Annotated in this window: 21 protein-coding genes; 11 read left to right on the forward strand and 10 right to left on the reverse strand. The window is 57.9% G+C overall.

The features are described from left to right. Positions 1 to 32: 32 nt before the first annotated feature. Positions 33 to 257 (reverse strand): alpha/beta-type small acid-soluble spore protein, encoded by a 225-nt coding sequence (locus B5M42_RS13435; RefSeq protein WP_134750923.1) that lies wholly within the window; start codon positions 255 to 257, stop codon positions 33 to 35. A gap of 66 nt (positions 258 to 323) precedes the next feature. Between B5M42_RS13435 and B5M42_RS25545 the strand changes: the two genes are divergently transcribed. Continuing rightward, positions 324 to 638: a DUF5325 family protein gene (locus B5M42_RS25545; RefSeq protein ID WP_230632894.1), complete on the forward strand. Its 315-nt coding sequence runs from the start codon at positions 324 to 326 to the stop codon at positions 636 to 638. 167 nt (positions 639 to 805) lie between these two features. Beyond that, entirely contained in the window at positions 806 to 1966 is a 1161-nt protein-coding gene (gene bshA / locus B5M42_RS13445) for an N-acetyl-alpha-D-glucosaminyl L-malate synthase BshA (RefSeq protein ID WP_134750921.1), read from the forward strand. A gap of 294 nt (positions 1967 to 2260) precedes the next feature. Here bshA and trpS read toward each other — a convergent pair whose 3' ends face one another. The 4 genes from trpS to B5M42_RS13465 form a co-directional block, all read right to left on the reverse strand. Further along, positions 2261 to 3247: a tryptophan--tRNA ligase gene (trpS, locus tag B5M42_RS13450; RefSeq protein ID WP_134750919.1), complete on the reverse strand. Its 987-nt coding sequence runs from the start codon at positions 3245 to 3247 to the stop codon at positions 2261 to 2263. 673 nt (positions 3248 to 3920) lie between these two features. Next, complete coding sequence (ilvD, locus tag B5M42_RS13455; protein ID WP_134750917.1) at positions 3921 to 5606, reverse strand: dihydroxy-acid dehydratase; 1686 nt, start codon at positions 5604 to 5606, stop codon at positions 3921 to 3923. Positions 5607 to 5702: 96 nt separating this feature from the next. Continuing rightward, a complete protein-coding gene (rnhA, locus tag B5M42_RS13460; protein WP_134750915.1) occupies positions 5703 to 6347 on the reverse strand; it encodes a ribonuclease H in 645 nt (214 codons plus the stop codon). Between the two features lie 35 nt (positions 6348 to 6382). Further along, positions 6383 to 6874 (reverse strand): hypothetical protein, encoded by a 492-nt coding sequence (locus B5M42_RS13465; protein ID WP_134750913.1) that lies wholly within the window; start codon positions 6872 to 6874, stop codon positions 6383 to 6385. Between the two features lie 156 nt (positions 6875 to 7030). Between B5M42_RS13465 and B5M42_RS13470 the strand changes: the two genes are divergently transcribed. Continuing rightward, positions 7031 to 7258, forward strand: a complete 228-nt coding sequence (locus B5M42_RS13470; RefSeq protein ID WP_134750911.1) for an alpha/beta-type small acid-soluble spore protein — start codon at positions 7031 to 7033, stop codon at positions 7256 to 7258. 141 nt (positions 7259 to 7399) lie between these two features. Here B5M42_RS13470 and B5M42_RS13475 read toward each other — a convergent pair whose 3' ends face one another. Together B5M42_RS13475 and B5M42_RS13480 are read right to left on the reverse strand one after the other, a co-directional pair. Beyond that, a complete protein-coding gene (locus B5M42_RS13475) occupies positions 7400 to 7771 on the reverse strand; it encodes an O-methyltransferase (RefSeq protein WP_134750909.1) in 372 nt (123 codons plus the stop codon). 150 nt (positions 7772 to 7921) lie between these two features. Then, the gene (locus B5M42_RS13480; RefSeq protein ID WP_134750907.1) at positions 7922 to 8146 is read right to left on the reverse strand and encodes a hypothetical protein; all 225 of its coding nucleotides are present in this window, start codon (positions 8144 to 8146) and stop codon (positions 7922 to 7924) included. A 198-nt stretch (positions 8147 to 8344) separates the two neighbouring features. Here B5M42_RS13480 and B5M42_RS13485 point away from each other — a divergent pair, with 198 nt between their 5' ends. Next, positions 8345 to 9607: a methyl-accepting chemotaxis protein gene (locus B5M42_RS13485; protein ID WP_329959313.1), complete on the forward strand. Its 1263-nt coding sequence runs from the start codon at positions 8345 to 8347 to the stop codon at positions 9605 to 9607. 123 nt (positions 9608 to 9730) lie between these two features. Here the strand turns inward: B5M42_RS13485 and B5M42_RS13490 are convergent, their stop codons facing one another. Beyond that, on the reverse strand, positions 9731 to 11533 hold the full coding sequence (locus B5M42_RS13490; protein ID WP_134750904.1) for a M3 family oligoendopeptidase: 1803 nt from the start codon (positions 11531 to 11533) through the stop codon (positions 9731 to 9733). Positions 11534 to 11699: 166 nt separating this feature from the next. Here B5M42_RS13490 and B5M42_RS13495 point away from each other — a divergent pair, with 166 nt between their 5' ends. From B5M42_RS13495 to B5M42_RS13505, 3 genes are read left to right on the forward strand one after another with little or no spacing between them, the layout of a single operon-like run. Continuing rightward, positions 11700 to 11885 carry a YycC family protein gene (locus B5M42_RS13495; protein ID WP_134750902.1) on the forward strand — a complete coding sequence of 62 codons (186 nt, stop codon included), beginning with the start codon at positions 11700 to 11702 and terminating at the stop codon, positions 11883 to 11885. Positions 11886 to 11888: 3 nt separating this feature from the next. Continuing rightward, positions 11889 to 12125: a hypothetical protein gene (locus tag B5M42_RS13500; protein WP_134750900.1), complete on the forward strand. Its 237-nt coding sequence runs from the start codon at positions 11889 to 11891 to the stop codon at positions 12123 to 12125. Between the two features lie 35 nt (positions 12126 to 12160). Next, positions 12161 to 13276 carry a diguanylate cyclase gene (locus B5M42_RS13505; RefSeq protein ID WP_134750898.1) on the forward strand — a complete coding sequence of 372 codons (1116 nt, stop codon included), beginning with the start codon at positions 12161 to 12163 and terminating at the stop codon, positions 13274 to 13276. 71 nt (positions 13277 to 13347) lie between these two features. On the opposite strand, the gene B5M42_RS13510 is transcribed toward B5M42_RS13505, so the two are convergent. Then, complete coding sequence (locus B5M42_RS13510) at positions 13348 to 14046, reverse strand: DUF2225 domain-containing protein (RefSeq protein WP_134750896.1); 699 nt, start codon at positions 14044 to 14046, stop codon at positions 13348 to 13350. Between the two features lie 13 nt (positions 14047 to 14059). Beyond that, positions 14060 to 14443, reverse strand: coding sequence for a globin domain-containing protein (locus B5M42_RS13515; RefSeq protein WP_134750894.1), 384 nt, complete (start codon positions 14441 to 14443; stop codon positions 14060 to 14062). A gap of 251 nt (positions 14444 to 14694) precedes the next feature. Here B5M42_RS13515 and ylbJ point away from each other — a divergent pair, with 251 nt between their 5' ends. The 4 genes from ylbJ (at position 14695) to B5M42_RS13535 (ending at position 20317) form a co-directional block, all read left to right on the forward strand. Next, positions 14695 to 15999, forward strand: coding sequence for a sporulation integral membrane protein YlbJ (ylbJ, locus tag B5M42_RS13520; RefSeq protein WP_134750892.1), 1305 nt, complete (start codon positions 14695 to 14697; stop codon positions 15997 to 15999). 46 nt (positions 16000 to 16045) lie between these two features. Further along, entirely contained in the window at positions 16046 to 18640 is a 2595-nt protein-coding gene (gene glgP / locus B5M42_RS13525; protein WP_134750890.1) for an alpha-glucan family phosphorylase, read from the forward strand. Between the two features lie 136 nt (positions 18641 to 18776). Next, complete coding sequence (locus tag B5M42_RS13530) at positions 18777 to 19463, forward strand: PilZ domain-containing protein (protein WP_134750888.1); 687 nt, start codon at positions 18777 to 18779, stop codon at positions 19461 to 19463. 41 nt (positions 19464 to 19504) lie between these two features. Further along, positions 19505 to 20317, forward strand: coding sequence for an NAD kinase (locus B5M42_RS13535; protein ID WP_134750886.1), 813 nt, complete (start codon positions 19505 to 19507; stop codon positions 20315 to 20317). Positions 20318 to 20342: the final 25 nt, after the last annotated feature.

Genomic DNA, 20342 nt, shown 5'->3' on the forward strand with positions numbered 1-20342 from the left:
AAGCTTATTGAACGAATAAACTCGGCTGCCGATTAACGGAATTGGCCGGCAAGCGTTTGCTCGGCGATTTGCACCAGACGGCGGGTAATGTGACCACCGATAGCGCCCGTGTCGCGGGTAGCCATGAAACCGTAGTAACCGTCTTGAGGAATTTGGATGCCCAGTTCTTGAGCTACCTCATACTTCAATTGATCGAGAGCTTGGTTGGCTTGCGGAACTACCAGCGTGTTACTGTTGCGAGATTGTCCTGTACCCATAAGGATCAGACTCCTTTCAGTCAGCTATTGATCTTTGATGTATTTGCAAGCTTGCAATCCTAGTATGTGGAGGAAACGAAATTCTATGCGCGCACCGATAAAAAAATTCAGCAGGCAAAAATCGCCCGCGGTCCGGCTTCCTGTGGTACAATGTTGCTTAAAAAAAGAAAGCAGGTTGTACCCGTTATGAGCAAACCGTTGGCCCTTCTTTTTGCCGTGATCGGCACCTTGCTGTTGGCCTCGATCAGCTTTTTCATCAGCGTGCGCGAGCCATGGATGGTGCTCGTCTGCGCTGTCGCCGCCCTGCTGTTCATCGGCTGGGGCTTCGCCGTCAAAGCGCGTCAACGCAAAAAAAACGGCGCGCCGCCGTCCGCACGTTGACAGCTTCTTGTCCGGGAAGCTATACTTTTGTTAATACCTGCCAGTTTTCACGGTCCATGCAAAGTAGTCGTCCTTGTACGCTACTTTTTTTCACCTTATATATTACCAAAAATGAAATATTTCATTTCGGAAACAAAATCATTTTGGATAGAAACGGGGCGGAACGGATGCTCAAAATCGGCATCGCATGTTATCCCACGCTGGGCGGCTCCGGCGTTGTCGCGACGGAGCTTGGCAAACTGATGGCCGAACAGGGCCATGAGGTGCATTTTATTACCGACCGTATGCCGTTTCGGCTCGGGCAGTTCCATACGAATATTTTTTATCACGAAGTCGAAGTCAGCGACTATTACGTCTTCCGCTACCCGCCTTACGATCTGGCGCTGGCGAACAAGCTCGCGCAGGTAGCCAAGCAGCAGCAGCTCGATATCCTGCACGTGCATTACGCCGTTCCGCACGCGATTTGCGCGTATCTCGCCAAGCAGATGGTCGGGCCGCAGCTCAAGGTCGTGACGACGCTGCACGGCACCGATATTACGATTCTTGGTCAGGACCCGTCGCTGCGCGACCTGATCCGGCTGGCGATTCATCAAAGCGACGCCGTCACGGCCGTGTCGCAGGATTTGATCGACGAAACCTACGCCACGCTGCAGGTCGAGAAACCGATTGAGCTGGTGTACAACTTCGTCGATGGCCGGGATTACATCGCTCCGGCGAACCCCGCGCTGCGCCAGCAATACGCGCCTGCGGATGAGCGCATTCTGCTGCACATGTCCAATTTCCGACCCGTCAAGCGCGTGCCGGACGTCGTCGACATCTTCGCCAGAGTGAACGAGCAGATGCCGTCCCGCCTGCTGTTCGTCGGCGAAGGCCCGGACTTGGCCAAAGCGGTTGCGCAGGTCAAGCAGCTGGGTTTGGCCGACAGGGTGCATTACCTCGGCAAGCAAAACAACGTCGCCGAGGTTATTGGCCTGGCCGACCTGCTGCTGCTGCCATCGGAGAAGGAGAGCTTCGGGCTCGTCGCGCTCGAAGCAATGGCTGGCGGCGTGCCGACGGTCGGCTCCGATTCGGGCGGCATCCCGGAGGTGATCCGCCACGGGGTGGACGGCTTCCTCGCTCCGGTCGGCGATACCGAACGGATGGCGGCTTATGCCGTCCAGTTGCTGCAGAACCGCGAGTTGTACGACGCGTTCTCGCTTTCGGGGCTGCAGCGCGCGCGCAGCCACTTCTCGGCTGCGGTCATCGCCGGGCAATACGAGCGGATTTACGCTCGTGTCGCCAGCGGGGACCGCAGCGATTGCTCGGCGGCCGCGCTGCCGAGCGTTTGAGGGGCGTGCCTGCGCAGGGCGGGCACGCGGGGCTGCGTCGCACCGGAACGGGGTGCGACGGGGCATGACAAAAAGACGCTACCCGACCACGGTTCATCCGTGGAGGGGCCAGCGTCTTTTTGTCATGGGCGCGCGCCGTCCGGTCGGTCGGCGCGTTGGCCGCGCGGGCGGCGATTGGCCGGCCCGGCTGCGCCGCCAGCCCGCTCACGCCCCTCGGCTGCGCCGCCAGCCCGCTCACGCCCCCGGCTGCGCCGCCAGCGCTCGCCCCTGCGGCTCCGCCTGATCTCGGCGCGCTTAACGCCGCGGCAAAAAGCCCATCCGCTGCTTCACCTCGCGCAGCGTTGCATCGGCGACCTCGGCCGCTTCCTCGGCGCCCTTGCGCAGCACGTCGTAGATGACGCCGGAGCTGCGCACCTCGCGGTACCGCTGCTGCAGCGGCTCCAGCACCGCCACGACCTGCTCGGTCAAATCCTTTTTGAATGGCCCGTAGCCTTGGCCCTCGTATTTCGCTTCGATCTCCCGCACGCTCAGATCGGCAAATTGCGAATAAATGCTGATCAGGTTGCTCACCTCCGGCTTGCTTGCCGGATCGAACTTCACCTCGCGACCGGAATCGGTCACGGCGCGGCTGAGCTTTTTGCGAATCACATCCGGCTCATCCAGCAAGGCGATATAGCTGCCAGCGTTCGGGTTGCTTTTGCTCATCTTTTTCGACGCGTCGTCGAGCGACATAATGCGCGCCCCTACCTCCGGCATATACGGCTGCGGCATCGTGAACGTATCGCCGAAACGGTTGTTGAACCGGTTCGCCAAATCGCGCGTCAGCTCCAAATGCTGCTTTTGATCGTCACCCACCGGAATCAAATCGGCATTATACAGCAAAATATCCGCTGCCATCAGCGAAGGATACGTGAACAGCCCGGCGCCTACCGAGTCCTTGCCGGCCGACTTGTCTTTAAACTGCGTCATCCGCTCCAACTCGCCCATATAGGTGAGCGTCGTCATCAGCCAGCCCAGCTCGGCATGTGCGGAAACGTGCGACTGGAGGAAAATCGACGCCTTGTCCGGATCGATCCCCGCCGCCAAATACAGCGCCGCCACCGACTCCGTCTGCTCGCGCAGCGCCTCGGGCTCCTGCGGAACCGTAATCGCATGCAAATCGACGACCATAAAATAACAGCGATGATCATGCTGCATCTTGGTAAAATTGCGCAGCGCGCCAATGTAGTTGCCAATCGTCAGCTGACCGCTCGGTTGAATACCGGATAATACTCGTTTCATTCAAAAACAGCTCCTTTATCGTCAAAATCGTGCGAATCCGCCGCCCTGACGGCATCTGCCATCAAGCCCGGCATCCTGATCCAATCTGCGCTCCGCCATGCTCCGGTTGCTCCGGGCAACCGGGCCACAAACGCGCAAGCGGCACCGCCAAGCTACCGATGCTCCGGGTTCCCCAGGCAACCAGGTCGTGAACGCGCGGACGGCCCCGCCGAGCCCGCCAGGGGCGCGACACCATACCTCAGTCCGTCCAACCGCCCACCGGCCGCCTTCTACCGCGCAGCGCTGCTTTAGCTCCCTTTGCAGAGCAGCGCTGCTGCCCAAGCTTCGCCCGGGACTGCAAACCGACAAACGCAAAAAGGCCTCCCGTCCGCAAGGGACGAGAGACCGTGGTGCCACCCTAATTCGCTTTTCCCGACAAACCGCACGTGCGGAATCGGAAAAAGCCTTCAGCCCGGTAACGGCGGGCAGCCGTTCGGCATACTCAGCGCCTGTCGGCGCTCGCTCGGACCTTGGGCCCTACGCGCGCTAGACGCCGTTCAACCTCATGCTCAAGGACCCATTCCGCTTGCCTGCTCCACCGATTCGCACCTGCCACCGGCTCTCTGAGAAGCGTCAACAAACGTACTTGTTCCCGTCATCGCATCAATGTGGTTCTCATTATACACATCGCCGCTTAAATTTTCAATACGCCGCCCATGCTGGCATTCGTAACGAGCTTGGAGTAGCGGGCCAGATAACCGGATTGGATTTTCGGTTCAAAGCCCTTCCACTCGGCACGGCGCGCCGCCATTTCCTCGTCGCTGATTTGCAGCTCGATTTTGCGGTTGTCCAGATCCAGCTCAATGATATCGCCGTCATGTACGAACGCCAGCGGACCGCCTTCAGCCGCTTCCGGCGAAATGTGGCCGATGCTGATGCCGCGGGACGCGCCGGAGAAGCGGCCGTCGGTGATCAGACCGACCTTCGCACCCAGCCCCATGCCCACGATCTGCGACGTAGGCGCGAGCATTTCCGGCATGCCCGGACCGCCCTTAGGTCCTTCGTAGCGGATGACCACGACATGGCCTTCCTTGACCTTGCCGTTGGCAATGCCGTACAGCGCGTCTTCTTGCGAATCGAAGCAAATCGCCGGACCGACGTGGCGGCCGCCTACCGATTTGTCGACTGCTCCGACCTTGATGATACTGCCTTCCGGCGCCAGGTTGCCGAACAGAACGGCCAGACCGCCCCTCTCGCTGTGCGGGTTGTCCAGCGAATGAATAACGTCATGGTTCAAAATTTCGCAGCCGGCCACGTTCTCAGCCAGCGTTTTGCCTGTGACGGTAATGCGCGAGCCGTCGAGCGCGCCCGGTTTTTTCAGCAGCTCGTTGATGATCGCGCTCACGCCGCCGGCCAGATGCACGTCTTCGATATGATAGTCGGAAGCCGGAGCGATTTTCGCCAGATGCGGCACGCGCTCAGCCACTTCGTTGATGCGTTCGATCGGATATTCGAAGCCTGCTTCGCGGGCAATCGCCAGCGTATGCAGAACCGTGTTCGTGGAACCGCCCATCGCCATATCCAGCGCAAAAGCGTTGTCGATCGTTTCCATTGTCACGATATCGCGTGGCTTGATGTCTAGCTTGATCAATTCCATCAGCTGGCGAGCCGAACGTTTCACGAACTCCTTGCGCTCTTCGGCGACAGCGAGAATCGTGCCGTTACCCGGCAGCGCCAGACCGAGACCTTCGGCCAGACAGTTCATCGAGTTGGCTGTGAACATGCCCGAGCACGAGCCGCAAGTCGGACAGCCGTATTGCTCCAGCTCTTCCAAACCGGCTTCGTCGATTTTGCCCGCTTGGAAAGCGCCCACGCCTTCAAATACGGACGACAAGGAAATCGATTTGCCGTTTTTATCTTTACCGGCCTTCATCGGGCCGCCGCTGACGAGAATCGTCGGGATGTTGACGCGCAGCAAGCCCATGATCATGCCCGGCGTAATTTTGTCACAGTTCGGGATACAGACAAGTCCGTCGAACCAGTGCGCATTAACCACCGTCTCCAGCGAGTCGGCGATAATTTCCCGGCTTGGCAGCGAATAACGCATGCCAATGTGGCCCATAGCGATGCCGTCGTCAACACCGATGGTGTTGAACTCGAACGGCACGCCGCCCGCTTCGCGGATCGCTTCCTTCACGAGCTTGCCGAACTCCTGCAAATGCACGTGACCCGGAATGATGTCTATATACGAGTTGCAAACCGCAATAAACGGCTTGCCAAAATCCTCTTCCTTCACGCCGGCCGCACGCAGCAAGCTGCGGTGAGGAGCGCGGTCAAAACCTTTTTTAATCATATCGCTTCGCATTTTTCCTTTGGACATCTCGTGTCTTCCTCCTAGCATTCGAATGGACATTGAATCTATCATATCATACTTTTTGCGTTTTTTCCCGCTTTCCCTCAAGCTGGAGCAGACTGCTTATTTGCGCCCGAAATCGGCCTTGATTTCGCCCCACTTGCGCGTATCCCATTTCACGATGCGGTTCGTATACGTATTCGCGTTCAGCCACTTGAGCGCCCGGTCCACCAGCGTCCAAATCTCTTCCGTCGAGCGGTCGCGCACCAGATTGGTTGCTACCTCGCGCTTGCGGATCCAACTGAGCGCCGTCACCGAATCGGTATATATCGTTTTGTCGCTGCCGATCTTCTTCAAATAAGCCAGACCGTGCACGATGGCGAGAAACTCGCCCAGATTGTTCGTGCCTTTGGCGATTGGTCCCTGATAGAACAAAATCTCGCCCGTTCGCGTATCGACGCCCTTATATTCGACAATCCCGGGATTTCCCGAGCAGCCCACATCAACGGAAATGCTGTTGTAATCGACCTCGGGCGGCGTCTCGCTGCCGCCTGCTTTGGCTTTGGCGCCTGCACCGGCGCTTTTGCCGCTGAAATTCAGCGACTTCTGCCAGCCCTTGGCCAACGCCTGCTCCGCCTCAATCCGCGATTCATAGGATTTGAACCGCGCCTGCGGATACCCCTTCGTCTGCGCCTGGCATTCGGCCCATGTTCCGTAAATACCCGGCTTATGGCCGACCCACACGACATAAAACTTGGCTTGCGCCATGCTATCCCACCTTACCCTCTTCATTCAAAATCCAATCAGCCGGCTTCCCGCTCCAGCCGCTCCACCAGCTCGGCGACCACCGGCACGGTATCGGCAAAATAGGGCCGGTAATCAAGCCCGTCGACGAAATCCAGATACATACGTCCCAGCCGCAGCGCCTCGCGGCGATATTCCCGCGTACTCAGCACCGTGCGCTCCATTTCGCGCGGCTTGTCCCCCTGCCGCTCCTCCAGCGCCGTCAGCTCCAGCGTCAGCTCGTCCAGATGGCGCACCCGGAACGAAAAGCCCCGGCACTCCGGATCACCGCAGCCGCACACAAAAAACGGCATCCGCCGCCACTCCGTCGCCGCCGCCCAGCGGTTCGGCTCCACATCATGGAAAGCACCATACAGCAACGCCGGCAGTCCGACGTCAATGCACAACGCCTCTTCAACCAGTGCTTCGCCGTCGACCGTCAGCTTCACCTCGGCCTGAATAATTTGCAAATCGCGCTCCAGCGACCAGCGCTCCGCTACAATTTCCAACATAAGTCCCTCCGTGCTGCCTGTATTCCTCACCTATTATAGCAGAGTTGTTCTGCGCTTGCTCCCCGGATCCGCAGACGCAGAAATAATTTCCATGACTCTCGCGAGTATTTTTTGCAAAACCGCCCATACTACGTATTACTGAAGGAGGTGATACAGATGGGTACAGGACAATCTCGCAGCAGCAACTCCTTGGTCGTTCCACAAGCCAACCAGGCTCTCGATCAATTGAAGTATGAGGTTGCTCAAGAACTGGGCATCCAAATTCCTCAAGACGGTTATTACGGCTTTATGGCGACTCGCGACACCGGCGCAATCGGCGGTCACATCACTCGCCGTCTGGTGCAAATTGCCGAGCAACAGCTCGCTGGCAAATTCAGCAGATAATGCTTCGCCTATACTTATGCAAAAAGGGCCTCCCTACCAGTCATCCGATGGGGAAATCGCCCTTTTTTTCGCATTCGGGAGCAAATCCGCCCTTGTTCCGCTCTTGCTCTCTATGCCGCGAGAAAAAAGAAAAGCCTTGATTCACAAGGCTTTCGCATGGTTCAGGTTCGACATGTTGTAATTGCTTTCAAATTGTACGCTGGCGTACAGCATATTCTGCTTTAATGTAAAATCAAACAAAATCTCGCCGTGCGTCCAATGCTTCTTATACTTTAACGAATCGATGGCCATTTGCCGGAACGATTGGAAATGCGTAGCGGATAAGCCCTTGCCGCTCACCTCCAGCTCGCCCCCCTTGCTTTCCAGCGGAAGATGCCGGACCCCGAACTTGCCGATTACATTGTTGCGGATCTGAATAAACACCGTTCCCGAGGTCAGCTGGCCGAGTTCCTCTTTAATTTCCTTAAAAACCAAATCCACCTGCCGGGCAAGCGGAAGCTGCTCCAAGATCATTTATTTCCTCCTTATTTTTATAAAATTGGAATAATATAACTATTTCTTATGCCCATTATACTGGCTGAACGCTTGGATTACAACAGAATTTTACAATTTTATGACAAAAAAAGACCCGTTTCTTGCGAAAGCGGGCTCCGGTCTTTCAGACTAGGATTCGTGAAGCAGATAGGACTCTTTTTGCATATCCAGCAGTCTGGAGATCGGCACGCCTGTATGCAGATGAACGTCCAGCAGCGTGCTGCTGGGATGACTTTTGACGAACTCGCGGACCATCCGGTACGTGGCAGCCTGTTCCTTTTGGCATCCCTGACAGTAATCCGACGCTCCCTTCAAATGAAGCTTGCCGCACAACTTGCAGTTATTCAGTCCCACAAGCAACCCCCCGTCATTAACTGCCTTTAGTCATATTTCCATTATAATGCAAGTCCGACTCCAGCACCAGCCCCGATGAAAAATGCCGGATAATTTGGCAAGTCGCTGTAGAATCTTCATGGGGACAATGATATAATTTGGTTGTGCCTTGTAAATGTATACGCTTTCAAACAAAACCATATGTACAGAGGAGTCGGTATGATGAATAAGTTGTCCTCCCTTTCTTTCCGAAAAAAGCTGCAAATCGGTTGTTATTCGTTAATTGGACTGAATGCGCTGATGATCCTGATTTTGCTGCTCGCCTCGGATTCGAATTGGTTTCTCGGCATCCTCTTTTTGATCGTGCTGGTCGTAGGGAGCTTTCCCTTCATCAAGCTGTTCGAAAAGCAATTGACCGAGCCGGTCGCCGAGCTATCCCGCATCGCCTTGAACATCGCTAAGGGAGATTTTTCGCAAAAGGTGGCCGTTACATCCGACGACACGCTGGGCCAGCTTGGCCGTTCGTTTAACCAGATGATCGACAAGCTGCGCGACATTTTGCAAAATACAGGCGGCATTACCAAGCAGGTGTTTGAATCCAGCCGGGACATTTATATGAAAAATGAGAATTTCCGCGGCGTTCTGGAGCAGGTCAGCATTTCGGCTCAGGAGCTGGCTTCCGGCGCCAGCCAGATTTCCGAAGAGGTATCCGGCGTTTCGCAGACGTCGCGCATGATTGAAACCGAGCTGATCAACTACGCAGGCTCTGCCAAGGAAATGAAAACCCGCTCCGACGCGATGATGCAGCTGGTTGAGAAAGGCCGCACCTCGGTAGAGAGCCAAGGCGCCGGCATGAAGCGCAACGTGGAAGTTACAAATCAGGTTTCGGCTACAATCGATTTGCTCGCCAAGCAAGCAGCCGGCATTTCCAACGTTACGCGCTCGATTTCGGATATCGCCGAGCAGACGAACCTGCTCTCCCTGAACGCTTCCATTGAAGCGGCCCGCGCCGGCGAGCACGGCAAGGGGTTTGCCGTCGTGGCCCAGCAGGTGCGCAAGCTGGCCGAGGAATCAACTTCGCTGACGCGCGAGGTGTTCGGCTTCGTCAAAAGCATCGAGCAAGGCATCAAGGACGCGCTGCAGAGCATTCAAATCAACGAAGACGTCGTGAAAAAGCAAACCGTGCTGATTGATCAGACCGAGAAGGTGTTCGCGCAAATCGTCGATAGCGTCGGCTTTATTTCGGTGGAAATTACCCGATTCGCCGACGGCAGCGATCAGATGTTGACCAGCTCGCAGCAAATTGCCGCCGCGATGGAGAACATTTCGGCTATTACCGAGCAATCCGCAGCCGGAACCGAAGAGGTATCCGCCTCCATGAACGAGCAAATCGCCACCGTTCAAGGGATCGTCAGCCAGACGGAAGAAATGACGCGCATTGTAAGCCAGCTGCAGCACACGATTCAAATTTTCAAAATGTAAGCCCGTTTCACCCCACACAAAAAACCTCCATCGATCGCAAACGAGCATTTTTCGCGCTCTTGCGGCATCCCGAACCGCCGGGACGATGGAGGTTTTTTGTAATAGCTGCTATCTGTTTCCGCCCTATACTTTGCTCTCGATCAATTGCAGAAACAGCTCGATATCGGCCAACGCCATGTCAACGCCGCTTTGCCAAAAGTCCGGCAGCGTCACGTCGACGCCCAAATGCTTGAGCGCCAGCTCCTCAACGGTCATGCTGCCCGTATCGCGCAGCAGGTCGACATATTTTTGCTCAAAGCCCGGCCCCTCCTGTAAGGCGCGGGCGTAAATCCCGGCGCTGAACAAGTAGCCAAACGTGTACGGAAAGTTGTAGAACGGCACCTCGGTGGCATAAAAATGCAGCTTCGCCGCCCAAAAATGCGGATGGTAGCTCGAAAGGGCATCGCAGAAGGCAAGCTTTTGCGCGTCCACCATCAGCTCGCTCAAGCGCTCGGCGCTGACCAAGCCGCGGCCCCGCTCGGCGTAGAAGTTCGTCTCGAAAATAAACCGTGCGTGTATGTTCATGAAAAAAGCGACGGCGCGCTGAATTTTATCCTCCAGCAAAACGATGCGCTCCTCGTCATCGGCCGCCCCACGAACCGCTGCGTCGGCCAAAATCATCTCGGCAAACGTCGAAGCGGTCTCCGCCACATTCATCGCGTATTCCTGGGCCAGCGCCGGCATGTCGTTCATTACGTCCTGATGATAGCCGTGGCCCAGCTCGTGCGCCAGTGTCGCCACGTTATCGGCCGTACCGCCGTACGTCATGAAAATCCGCGTTTCGCCCGCCACCGGAAACGAGGTGCAAAAGCCCCCCGGACGCTTGCCGGGCCGGTCCTCTGCTTCGATCCAGCGATTGTCGAAGGCGCGGACCGCGAAATCGGCCATTCTCGGGCTGAAGCGCCGGAATTGTTCAATGATCAGCGCTGCGCCCTCGTCATAATCGATCTTGCGGCTGGCGTCGCCCAGCGGCGCATCCACGTCGAACCAGGCGAGACGCTCCACGCCCAGCAGCTGCGCCTTGCGCTGCAAATAGCGAACGAGCATCGGCTTGCTGCGCTCGATGACCTCCCACATGACGGCCAGCGTGCGGGCCTCCATGCGATTGATCGCCAGCGGCTCTTTGTGTACGTCGCTCCAGCCGCGCGCCTTGTAGGTCTGCAAGCGGAAGCCGCCCAAATGATTCAGCGCCTCTGCGCAAAAGTCGGCCTTGTCGGCCCAAGCCGCTTCCCACAAGCCGAACAGCCGCTCCCGCTCGCTGCGGTCCGCCGTATGCAGCTTGTTGAACGCCTGCCCGGCCGACAGCTCCACCGGCTCGCCGTTTTCCTCCACGACCATGCGGAACTGACCGACCGTCGTGTTGTACAGATCGCCCCAGCCGTGGTAGCCATCTACGGCCAAATCATTGATCAGCGCCTCCAGCTCCGGCGCCAGCTTCTCCTTCGCCAGCGCGCGCCGCTCGGCCAGCGGAAACGCCACAGCACGCAGCGGCTCCTCCGCGAGCAGCTCCGCCCACACATCGTCAGCCGTCCCGGTCAGCAACTGGTCGAATCGCGTCAGCGTTGACTGGAAGTCGGCATACAGCGTTTTGACCCGCCCGCTAAGCACAGGCGCTTTGCGGTCCTTCTGATTGTCGGCGAGCAGGCAACTGACGAAGGAATCCGCTTCGCGAAGCTGCTTCAGGATGCGCTGCAGCTGCTCCACCAGCTCGACGAGCGGCCGGGCCGCCTCACCGGCTGACGAAGGCGCCGCAGACTCGGCTACACGGCTTTGAAAACCGGCGATTTCCCGCTCCAATTCGTCGAGCCAAGCGGCCAGTTGGGGGGAATCGCTGCTCCCCGGAAAAAAGCGATCGAGATCCCATGTTTGCGCAAGCTTATTTGTCATCTTAGTCCCCTCCGGCTCCGGGATGATTCCCGTTTTTCCCATTAAATCATAAAGCGGCGTCAAGCGCCAACGCGCGGGCGGCCCGGATTGCCGATTGCTTCCGTCGAAAAAGTATGTTATCAATAAAGAATACTGTTTCATATACTCGTTTTAGGAGGAAATCGTGTTGAAACCTCTGCAAATTTCAGCCGAAACCGCGCAAAAGCTCGCCGCTGAGCTGAAGGTGCCGCTGGAGCACCTGATGCATATGCCGCAGCACATTTTGCTCCAAAAGCTGGCTGAGCTGGCCAAGTCGTCGTCTTCGGAACAATCCCCTGCAACCCCCGATGCAAACCGTCAGGATGTGGAATAGCCATTGATTCCTTTTGCCAACACATGGCCTTATGAAATCATTATGAAGGACGTTTATGTACACGAATGCCCGTTTTGCTCCCGTCCCAACGTTCTGCTCCCGCTCAAGCCGGCCGAATTGCAGCAGATTCACGAAGGCCGCAAAAAGCTGCTTGTGTTCCCCTGCTGCTTCAACAAAGTGACGCTGCTCGATACGGATCGCGATTATTTATTGGCTGATCGTCCGATTCGTCCATCATAGTCCGCCCCGGCGGTTAAGGAACAGGATGACTAACGATGAATGAATATCTCATTCCCCTGACCAGCGCCTGCACCCTCGTCACGCTGAACTATATCGCGATGAAAATCCGCGGCAAAATGCTCGTTGAATCCTACGAGGATTGGATTGCCCCTCTGTTCACCGGCCTGGCCAGCATCATCATGATGCTGCAGCCGCTCCCGCTGAATTGGGGGCTGGCCGATCTGCGCTCGCTGCCGATTTTCATGGCCGGCTTGCGCTACGGACTGCCGGTGGCGCTGATTTCGACGATTTTCCCAACAGCATACGGCATTTATTCCGGCGAGCCGCACTGGCTGTTCAACTCCATCCAGGATCTGCTGATGCCTGCGCTGATCAGCTCCTTTTTTCACACGAAGGAATATCGCACCGGCTTAAAGGACATCCGGCTCGGACAGGGACTGTTGATTTGCACGCTGCTGCTTGCGCTGCAGCTGCTCATCGCCTTCTACGTGCAGCCCTCGGCGGCCTGGCATTTCTGGGCCGGACAGCTGTTCATGCTGGCGATTATGGCAGGCGCGCTGACAATTCTGATTATTATGGTCAACGACGAGAATAAAAGCTGGATGCTGCAGCGGCAGCTGGAGCTGCAAGCGAATCAGGACGGCTTGACCAAGCTGCCGAACCTGCGCAGCTTCACAGCAATTGCCGCCAAGACGATGCAACGTCGCCGCGTTTCCATTTTTATGATCGACATCGACAATTTCAAAATGTACAACGACCGCTTCGGTCATCTGGAGGGCGACGAGCTGCTGCGCACCGTCGGCGCCACGCTGCGCCAGCTCATTGACGAACGCGATTATGTCGCCCGTTACGGCGGCGAGGAGTTCATTCTCCTCAGCACGGAAACCGAGCGCCAGCGGCTGGCTGTTTACGCCGACCGGCTCTGCAAAGCGATTGCTGCGCAAAATCTGAGCATCCCCGAGCTGTCCGAAGGTCCGCCACCGTCCATCACGATCTCGATCGGCATCTCGACCGCAGTCCGGGCGCAAGACGACCTGCAGCGCGTCATCGCCGAAGCCGACGAAGCGTTGTACGCGTCCAAGCATAGCGGCAAAAACCGCTATACGTTTCATAACGCCGCCGTCCCCGACGACAAAAAAACGAACGCTTGACTGTCCTCCGTCACCTCAACGCGGTGCTGACGCCAGTCAAGCGTTCGTTCATGTTTATGGGCGGCTTCGCCCTAAGCCTGCTTCATTTCCTCAGGAAGCTCCAGCTTCTCCGCCAGCATATCCTCGCGCGTAACCGCCCACTGCTCGCGGCTTGCCCGGATCATCCCGGCGTCCATAATCTTGCGGTCGTTGATAATGCGCGCGAACCATTTGACCGCTTCGCCATACCGCTTTAACCGCCGGTTCAGCTCACCCATCAGGAACATCAGCCGCGCATTGTTCAAATCCATGCCCTCGGTCTCGAAGACGCTGACATAAGCGTCCAGCGCAAAGATCAGGAAGCGCTTCTCCTGCTCCCAGTCCTCTTTGTACCGGAACAGCCAAGCGATATGGTGCAGCAGGCCCGCGATAATGCGCGCCTTCTCATCCTTGAGCTGGGCGCATACCAACGCCAGCTTGTAAGCCTGCAGCGCGTCGTCCCAGGTCCGTTCCCCGCCGTAGTCGCGCATCGTCCAGTTGAGCGCAACCTTCTCGCGGAACGTGCTCTTTTGCTGCGGCGTCCACTTGTCGGAGAAATTCTCCGTACTCGCATAGCCGCAAAACGGACAAATCCGCACGACGTAAAAGTCGGGATTGATATCTTTATAATGAACGCAAAAGTCGGTGTCCGTCCGCTTCGCTTTCTTGAAGCTGGGCCGAACGCGCGACGTCTGGAAGCTGTTCTCGCAGTAGGTGCATTTCACAGTAATCGGATATAAAGGTTCTACCATGCCATGACCGCCTTTACGGTGTATTGACAAAATGATAAGCGGAGCCCTTCAAGCGCTCTAGGATGAACGCGCTCAGCTCATGAGGAATGCCGACCTCGCGAATCGCTTCCCGCATGCAGCCCAGCCATGCGTCCGCCCGCTCCACTGTCACGGGAAACGCCATGTGCCTGGCCCGCATCATCGGATGGCCGTATTCCTCGGAATACAACGGCGGCCCGCCGAAAAATTGCGTTAAAAATAAAATCTGCTTCTCCATCACCGGCTGAATATCGGCAGGAAACAGCGGTCCCAGCAGCGGATTCGCCTGCACCTTGGGGTAGAAGGCTTCCACCAGACTGCGCAGGCCCGCTGCTCCTCCGATCAGCTCATATACCGAATTGCGGCTCTCGTCCGTCATTTGTCTAATTCTCCCAATCCTCATCCGCTGAATTCATCAATGTCTCTCTAATGACAAAAACAAAAGCACATACGACAATGCCGGCAATTACACCCGTCATATGACTCACTTCCTTTGTCAGAGATAGATGACCCTTGTAGTGCTATTGTACCATAGTTCGACAGGGAGTACAGTACCCCGGGTCAAGTTTTTGCGCGGAATGTCTGTCCCGTTGTTTTCATATATTTGGGGAAGGAGGTGGTGACGCCATCATGCCAAAGCGCAGCTTGTGGCCTGCATTGACGCTATCCCTGACCGTGCTTTCCATCGTGCTGTGTCTGCTCATCTTTCCGCAGGAAGCGCTGCGGGCCGCCGTTCGCGGAGTTGCCATTTGGTGGGATGTGCTGTTCCCGGCCTTGTTTCCGTTTTTCGTCATATCCGAAATGCTGCTGGGCTTCGGCATTGTGCATTTTTTCGGCACGGTGCTCGATCCGATGATGCGGCCGGTGTTCCGCATTCCCGGCATCGGCGGCTTCGTCATGGCGATGGGCTTTGCATCCGGCTACCCGGTGGGAGCCCGGCTGACGGCCCAGCTGTTCGAGCAGCGGCTCGTTACGCGCGAGGAAGGCGAACGGCTCGTCGCCTTCACGACGAGCTCCGATCCGATCTTCCTGATCGGCGCGGTGGCGGTCGGCTTCTTCCACGACGCCTCTCTGGCGCCGGTGCTCGCCGCCGCGCATTACGGCGCCGCGATGCTCGTCGGCCTGCTCATGCGCTACCACGGCCGCGGCCGCTCGGCGCATGGGTCGGCCGAAGCCGCCGCAGCGCCGGGCGCGGAGCCGTTGACGGCGCAGCCGCAGGGCGCGCCCGACGCGCCGCCCGTGCGCCCGCGCGGCTCGATCTGGCTGCGCGGCCTGCGGGCGATGCACGCTGCGCGCCTGCTCGACGGTCGGCCGCTCGGCGTGCTGGTCGCGCAGGCAATCCGCCAGTCGCTGGGCCTGATCTTCGTCGTAGGCGGGCTGGTCGTCTTTTTCTCCGTCGTGCTGGAGGTACTGACAGCGGCCGGCGCGATGCGGGCCTTGTTCTACGGTATTCGCACGCTGCTCATGACGACCGGGCTTCCCGACGCATTGTCCCAAGCCGTTGTCAGCGGCCTGTTCGAAGTCACGCTCGGCGCGAAGGCCGCCGGCGCAGCCGACGCGGCACCCGCGGTCGGCAAAGTCGCTATCGCCGCCTTTGTGCTGTCGTGGGCCGGGCTGTCGGTGCACGCTCAGGTTATGAGCCTGCTCAGCCAAACGAACCTGCGCTATGCGCCGTTTGCCGTCGCCCGCCTGGCGCACGGCCTGCTCGCTGCAGCGCTCGTGCTGGCGCTGTGGCGGCCCATGCGCGGCGCAGGTGCGGCGTTATCGGTATTTTTGCCGAAAGAGGCCGTTTCCACTCCTTACACCGGCTGGCTGCCGTGGGTCATCCCGACCGGCGCAGCCGTCTTTGCCGCCGCGCTCGCAGCGCTGCTCTTGCTGTACATAGGACGCGCCTTGCTCAAAATGATGTATGAAAAGGTTGGTGGGACCAGATAATATGGGTACTTTCGAAAATTTTGATCAGGGAAGAGGACAACACGACATGCAAGCAGCCATGACGACACAAACCCGAGTTTTGCCTGCAGCCATCGCGCGCTTGAACGAGCTGGCCTACAATTTGTGGTTCAGCTGGAACGACGACGCGCTTCAGCTGTTTCAGCAAATGGATGCCCGACAATGGGAGCAGACCGGCCATAATCCGGTGCGGCTGCTGCAGGAGCTGGACGACGCCCGGCTGCAGGAGCTGAGCGCGGACAGCGGATTCCTGGAGGCGTATCAAGGCGTTATCGCCCGTTTCGACGATTATATGCAAAGCGGACATACGTGGTTTGAGCAGCGCTTCGGCAGCGGCACGCCCGTGCATATCGCTTATTTTTCGGCCGAGTTTGGCTTTCACGAATCGCTGCCGATCTATTCGGGCGGTCTCGGCGTGCTTGCCGGTGACCACTGCAAATCCGCCAGCGATCTGGGACTACCGTTCGTAGGCGTTGGCCTCTTATATAAAAAAGGCTATTTCACGCAAAAAATCGACGCGTCAGGCGGCCAGCACGCCGAGCAGCTGCATTATGATTTCGCAAGGCTGCCGATTCGTCCTGCACAAAAAGACGGCAACGATTTGACCGTCACCATCGATATGCCCGGCCGCACCGTCACGCTCAAGCTGTGGACGGTGCAGGTCGGACGCAATCCCGTCATCTTGCTGGACGCCGACATCGCCGCCAATCAGCCCGATGACCGTGAGCTGACAGGTCAGCTCTACGGGGGCAATCAGGATACGCGCATCAGTCAGGAGATCGTGCTCGGCATCGGGGGCGTCAAGGCGCTGCGGGCGCTTGGCATCTATCCGAACGTCTACCATATCAATGAAGGTCACGCGGCGTTTCTTGCGTTGGAGCGGCTGCGCGAGCTGCTCGGTCTTGGCCTGCCCTTCCACGCCGCCGTGGAAACCGTCCGTTCGGCTACCGTGTTTACGACGCATACGCCGGTGCCGGCCGGGCACGATGCCTTCCCGTACGGCATGGTCGAGCATCATCTCGGACCGCTGCTGGGCCAACTGAGCGCACACCGCCAAGCGCTGCTCGATCTGGGCCGCGACGAAGCGACCGGCTTGTTCAACATGACGCATCTGGCGCTTCATACGTCCGGACTGCGCAACGGGGTCAGCCAGCTGCACGGCAAAGTGTCGCGCGGCATGTTCCGCAGCTTCCACGGCAATGTGGAAACGCGCGAGGTACCGATCGGCGCAATTACAAACGGCGTCCATCTCGACAGCTGGACCGCGCCGGAATGGAAGGCGCTGCTGGATCGCTTCCTGCCTGGCTCGTGGAAGGACGATCAGGCCAATCCGCAGGTGTGGCAATCCGTCGAGCTGATCCCCGACGAATCGATCTGGAGCGTGCATACGAAGCTCAAGGAAAAAATGATTGCTGCCGCCCGCCGCAACCTGCAGGAGCAGCGCCGCCGCAATGGCGACAGCGCGGAGCGGATCGAGGAGGTGCGCGGCTATCTGTCGCCAAAAGCGCTGACGATTGGCTTTGCCCGCCGCTTCGCGACCTACAAGCGCGCCAACCTCATCTTCAGCGATCTGCGCCGTTTGCGCAAGCTGCTGGACGATCCGCAGCGTCCGGTGCAGTTCATTTTTGCCGGCAAAGCGCACCCTGCGGATCATCCCGGCCAGGAGCTGATTCGCGAAATCCACCGCATCTCGCAGCTCAAGGAGTTTGCCGGCAAGGTCGTGCTGCTGGAAAATTACGACATCGATCTGGCCCGCTACCTGGTGCACGGCGTCGACGTCTGGCTGAACAATCCGCGCCGGCCGCTGGAAGCGAGCGGTACGAGCGGACAAAAAGCCGCCATGAACGGCGTGCTCAACTTCAGCGTGCTGGACGGCTGGTGGGAGGAGGGCTACGACGGCACCAACGGCTGGGCGATCGGCTCGACCGAGGACGCCGATTGGGCCGCTCAGGAGCGCGAGAACACCGAGTCGATCTACCGCCTGCTGGAAGAAGAAATCATCCCGCTGTACTACAATCAGGGCGAGCTGCCGCACCAGTGGATCAACCGCATGAAGCGCTCGATCCGCACGCTGAGCCCAGCCTACAATACGCACCGGATGGTGCAGGACTATACCGTGCAGACGTATTTGCCAACCGCCGACCGGGCGACGCGCTTTGCGATGAATGGCTACGAAACCGCGATCAAGGTCGCCGATTACAAAAAATTCATCCGCGACAACTGGCATCAGGTCGCGATTGTTTCCGTCGATGACGGCACAGCCGCCTCCGTCACTGCAGCCGCAGCAGCGGCCGCTTCGTCGGGCACGACGTCTTCAGAAGCGCCGCCGCAGCCAGCCTTGAAGCGCGTGACGGCCGACATCGCCTTTGGTCCGATCTGGCCGCCGGATACGCTTGTTGAAATCGTGCATTACGAGGAGCATAGCGGCGCTTGGGAGCAGGTCATCGTTCCGATGCAGGCTTCCGGCGATTTGGTCGATCAGCTGCAGACGTTTACAGCCGAGCTACCGGCTCATCTTGCGCACGGCGCGCATTTTTCCGTTCGCGTTCGGCCGGTCAGTCCCGATTTTGCCCATTCGTTCGAGCTTCCGCTCATTACAACGACCCTGCACAAAGAACTATAGTGCTAAAGCCCCGATTGGGGCTTTTCTTCTTGGGTTTAATTGATTATTATGAAAGTAGAAACCTGTGTATGATCGGCTTGCCGGGCATCTGACGCCATTAGCCGGTCGTATGCAAATCCTTCTCAGTGGTGATGCTATGAATTGGAATCAAGCGATTGAACTGGAGTTACTTGCGCCCAAGGCTGACTGCCGTCTGATCATCGTTGGTGAAACGAATGACGGGCAGCCCTTCTGCTACGAGGATAAATTTGCGATTCAGCGCATCGGACCTGCCGAGTTTACCGCTTTGCTGGAGTTTCCCGGTATCAATCCGCTTGAGAAGCTTGATCATGTCTCGTTTATCGAGTTTTCCTTCCGCGAGCGGGGGGTTCTGTATTTCACGTTTGTCGACCTGCTGCAGCTGGATGTACGCCGGACAAGCTGTCTCTTGACGTTGTCCGTGCCTGGTGAGCTGACCACGCAGCAGAGCCGGCAGTATACGCGAATCAGCATGCTCGCCCGCACGCCGATTACAGCGCGAATTGTCGGGCTTCGCCGCAAAGCGACCCATGCAGGCACCGTTTTTTCCGGGCAAATGCTCGATATCAGCGGAGGGGGCCTGTCCTTTATTACGTCCAACCGGATGTTTTATCCGCTTTATCTGGAGCTGAGCTTTGTGCTTCCGGGCCAAACGTCGAAGATGACCGTGTGCGGAGAAATCGTGCGCGTCTCGAATTTTGCCAATGATTCGTACCGGATCGCGGTCGAATTCTGCAATACGCCGGATGCGATTTTGTACCGGATCGACGATTACTGCACCAGCACCGTCAACGGGCAGGGCTAGCAACCGCCGATTGCAAGGAAGAAGGGTAGGAGGAACGCAAGTTGAAATATTTTTTGGTTCATCGGGGAGACGATATCTCCAGACAGCTCGCCGAGCAATTCCATACGCTGGCGGCCGAGCACGGCACGCCGCTGTGCGAGGAGGCACCGGACATCGTATTGTCCATCGGCGGAGACGGCACGCTGCTGCATGCTTTTCACAAATACAAGGAGCAGCTGGAGACGATCGCTTTTGTCGGCATTCATACCGGGCGGCTCGGTTTTTTTGCCGACTGGAAGCCGGATGAGCTGGGCGTGCTCGCGCAGCTGATTTTTCAGACCCGGACGCCCGAAGAACTGTCGGTTGTGCATTACCCGGTGGTCGAGATCGAGCTGACGACGGAAGCCGGCATCGAAACGCATTTGGCGTTAAACGAATTCACGCTCAAGGGCATCGAGGAAACGCTGGTCGCGCAGCTCGACATCAACGACGAGAAGTTCGAAATGTTTCGCGGCGACGGCATTTGCATCTCATCTCCTTCGGGAAGCACGGCTTACAACAAAAGCTTGGGCGGAGCTATCGTCCACCCGTCGCTGGCGGCCATTCAGATCGCGGAAATCGCTTCGATCAACAATCGCGTCTACCGGACGCTGGGCTCGCCGATCATTTTGCCCAAGCATCATCATTGCGACATTTATCCGCGCGAGCACCAGCATATGCTGCTGTCCATCGACCACCAGTACATTCAGCGCAGCGACGTCAAGTCAATCCGCTGCCGCGTCGCCGCCGACCTCAAGGTCAAATTCGCGCGCTTCCGGCCTTTTCCGTTCTGGAACCGGGTTCGCGAAGCGTTCATTGGCTACGATATCAAGTAGGTTCAGGCTTCGGACGCCCGTCACA

The organism is Paenibacillus athensensis, assembly GCF_004514475.2.
In the GTDB taxonomy this organism is placed as follows: Bacteria; Bacillota; Bacilli; order Paenibacillales; family NBRC-103111; genus Paenibacillus_AL; species Paenibacillus_AL athensensis.

What these genes read in the sequence shown, in the direction of transcription:
- B5M42_RS13435 (WP_134750923.1), bottom strand. Translation starts at nt 257, where the DNA reads ATGGGTACAGGACAATCTCGCAACAGTAACACGCTGGTAGTTCCGCAA.
- bshA (WP_134750921.1), top strand. Translation starts at nt 806, where the DNA reads ATGCTCAAAATCGGCATCGCATGTTATCCCACGCTGGGCGGCTCCGGC.
- trpS (WP_134750919.1), bottom strand. Translation starts at nt 3,247, where the DNA reads ATGAAACGAGTATTATCCGGTATTCAACCGAGCGGTCAGCTGACGATT.
- ilvD (WP_134750917.1), bottom strand. Translation starts at nt 5,606, where the DNA reads ATGTCCAAAGGAAAAATGCGAAGCGATATGATTAAAAAAGGTTTTGAC.
- rnhA (WP_134750915.1), bottom strand. Translation starts at nt 6,347, where the DNA reads ATGGCGCAAGCCAAGTTTTATGTCGTGTGGGTCGGCCATAAGCCGGGT.
- B5M42_RS13465 (WP_134750913.1), bottom strand. Translation starts at nt 6,874, where the DNA reads ATGTTGGAAATTGTAGCGGAGCGCTGGTCGCTGGAGCGCGATTTGCAA.
- B5M42_RS13470 (WP_134750911.1), top strand. Translation starts at nt 7,031, where the DNA reads ATGGGTACAGGACAATCTCGCAGCAGCAACTCCTTGGTCGTTCCACAA.
- B5M42_RS13475 (WP_134750909.1), bottom strand. Translation starts at nt 7,771, where the DNA reads ATGATCTTGGAGCAGCTTCCGCTTGCCCGGCAGGTGGATTTGGTTTTT.
- B5M42_RS13485 (WP_329959313.1), top strand. Translation starts at nt 8,345, where the DNA reads ATGATGAATAAGTTGTCCTCCCTTTCTTTCCGAAAAAAGCTGCAAATC.
- B5M42_RS13490 (WP_134750904.1), bottom strand. Translation starts at nt 11,533, where the DNA reads ATGACAAATAAGCTTGCGCAAACATGGGATCTCGATCGCTTTTTTCCG.
- B5M42_RS13505 (WP_134750898.1), top strand. Translation starts at nt 12,161, where the DNA reads ATGAATGAATATCTCATTCCCCTGACCAGCGCCTGCACCCTCGTCACG.
- B5M42_RS13510 (WP_134750896.1), bottom strand. Translation starts at nt 14,046, where the DNA reads ATGGTAGAACCTTTATATCCGATTACTGTGAAATGCACCTACTGCGAG.
- B5M42_RS13515 (WP_134750894.1), bottom strand. Translation starts at nt 14,443, where the DNA reads ATGACGGACGAGAGCCGCAATTCGGTATATGAGCTGATCGGAGGAGCA.
- ylbJ (WP_134750892.1), top strand. Translation starts at nt 14,695, where the DNA reads ATGCCAAAGCGCAGCTTGTGGCCTGCATTGACGCTATCCCTGACCGTG.
- glgP (WP_134750890.1), top strand. Translation starts at nt 16,046, where the DNA reads ATGCAAGCAGCCATGACGACACAAACCCGAGTTTTGCCTGCAGCCATC.
- B5M42_RS13530 (WP_134750888.1), top strand. Translation starts at nt 18,777, where the DNA reads ATGAATTGGAATCAAGCGATTGAACTGGAGTTACTTGCGCCCAAGGCT.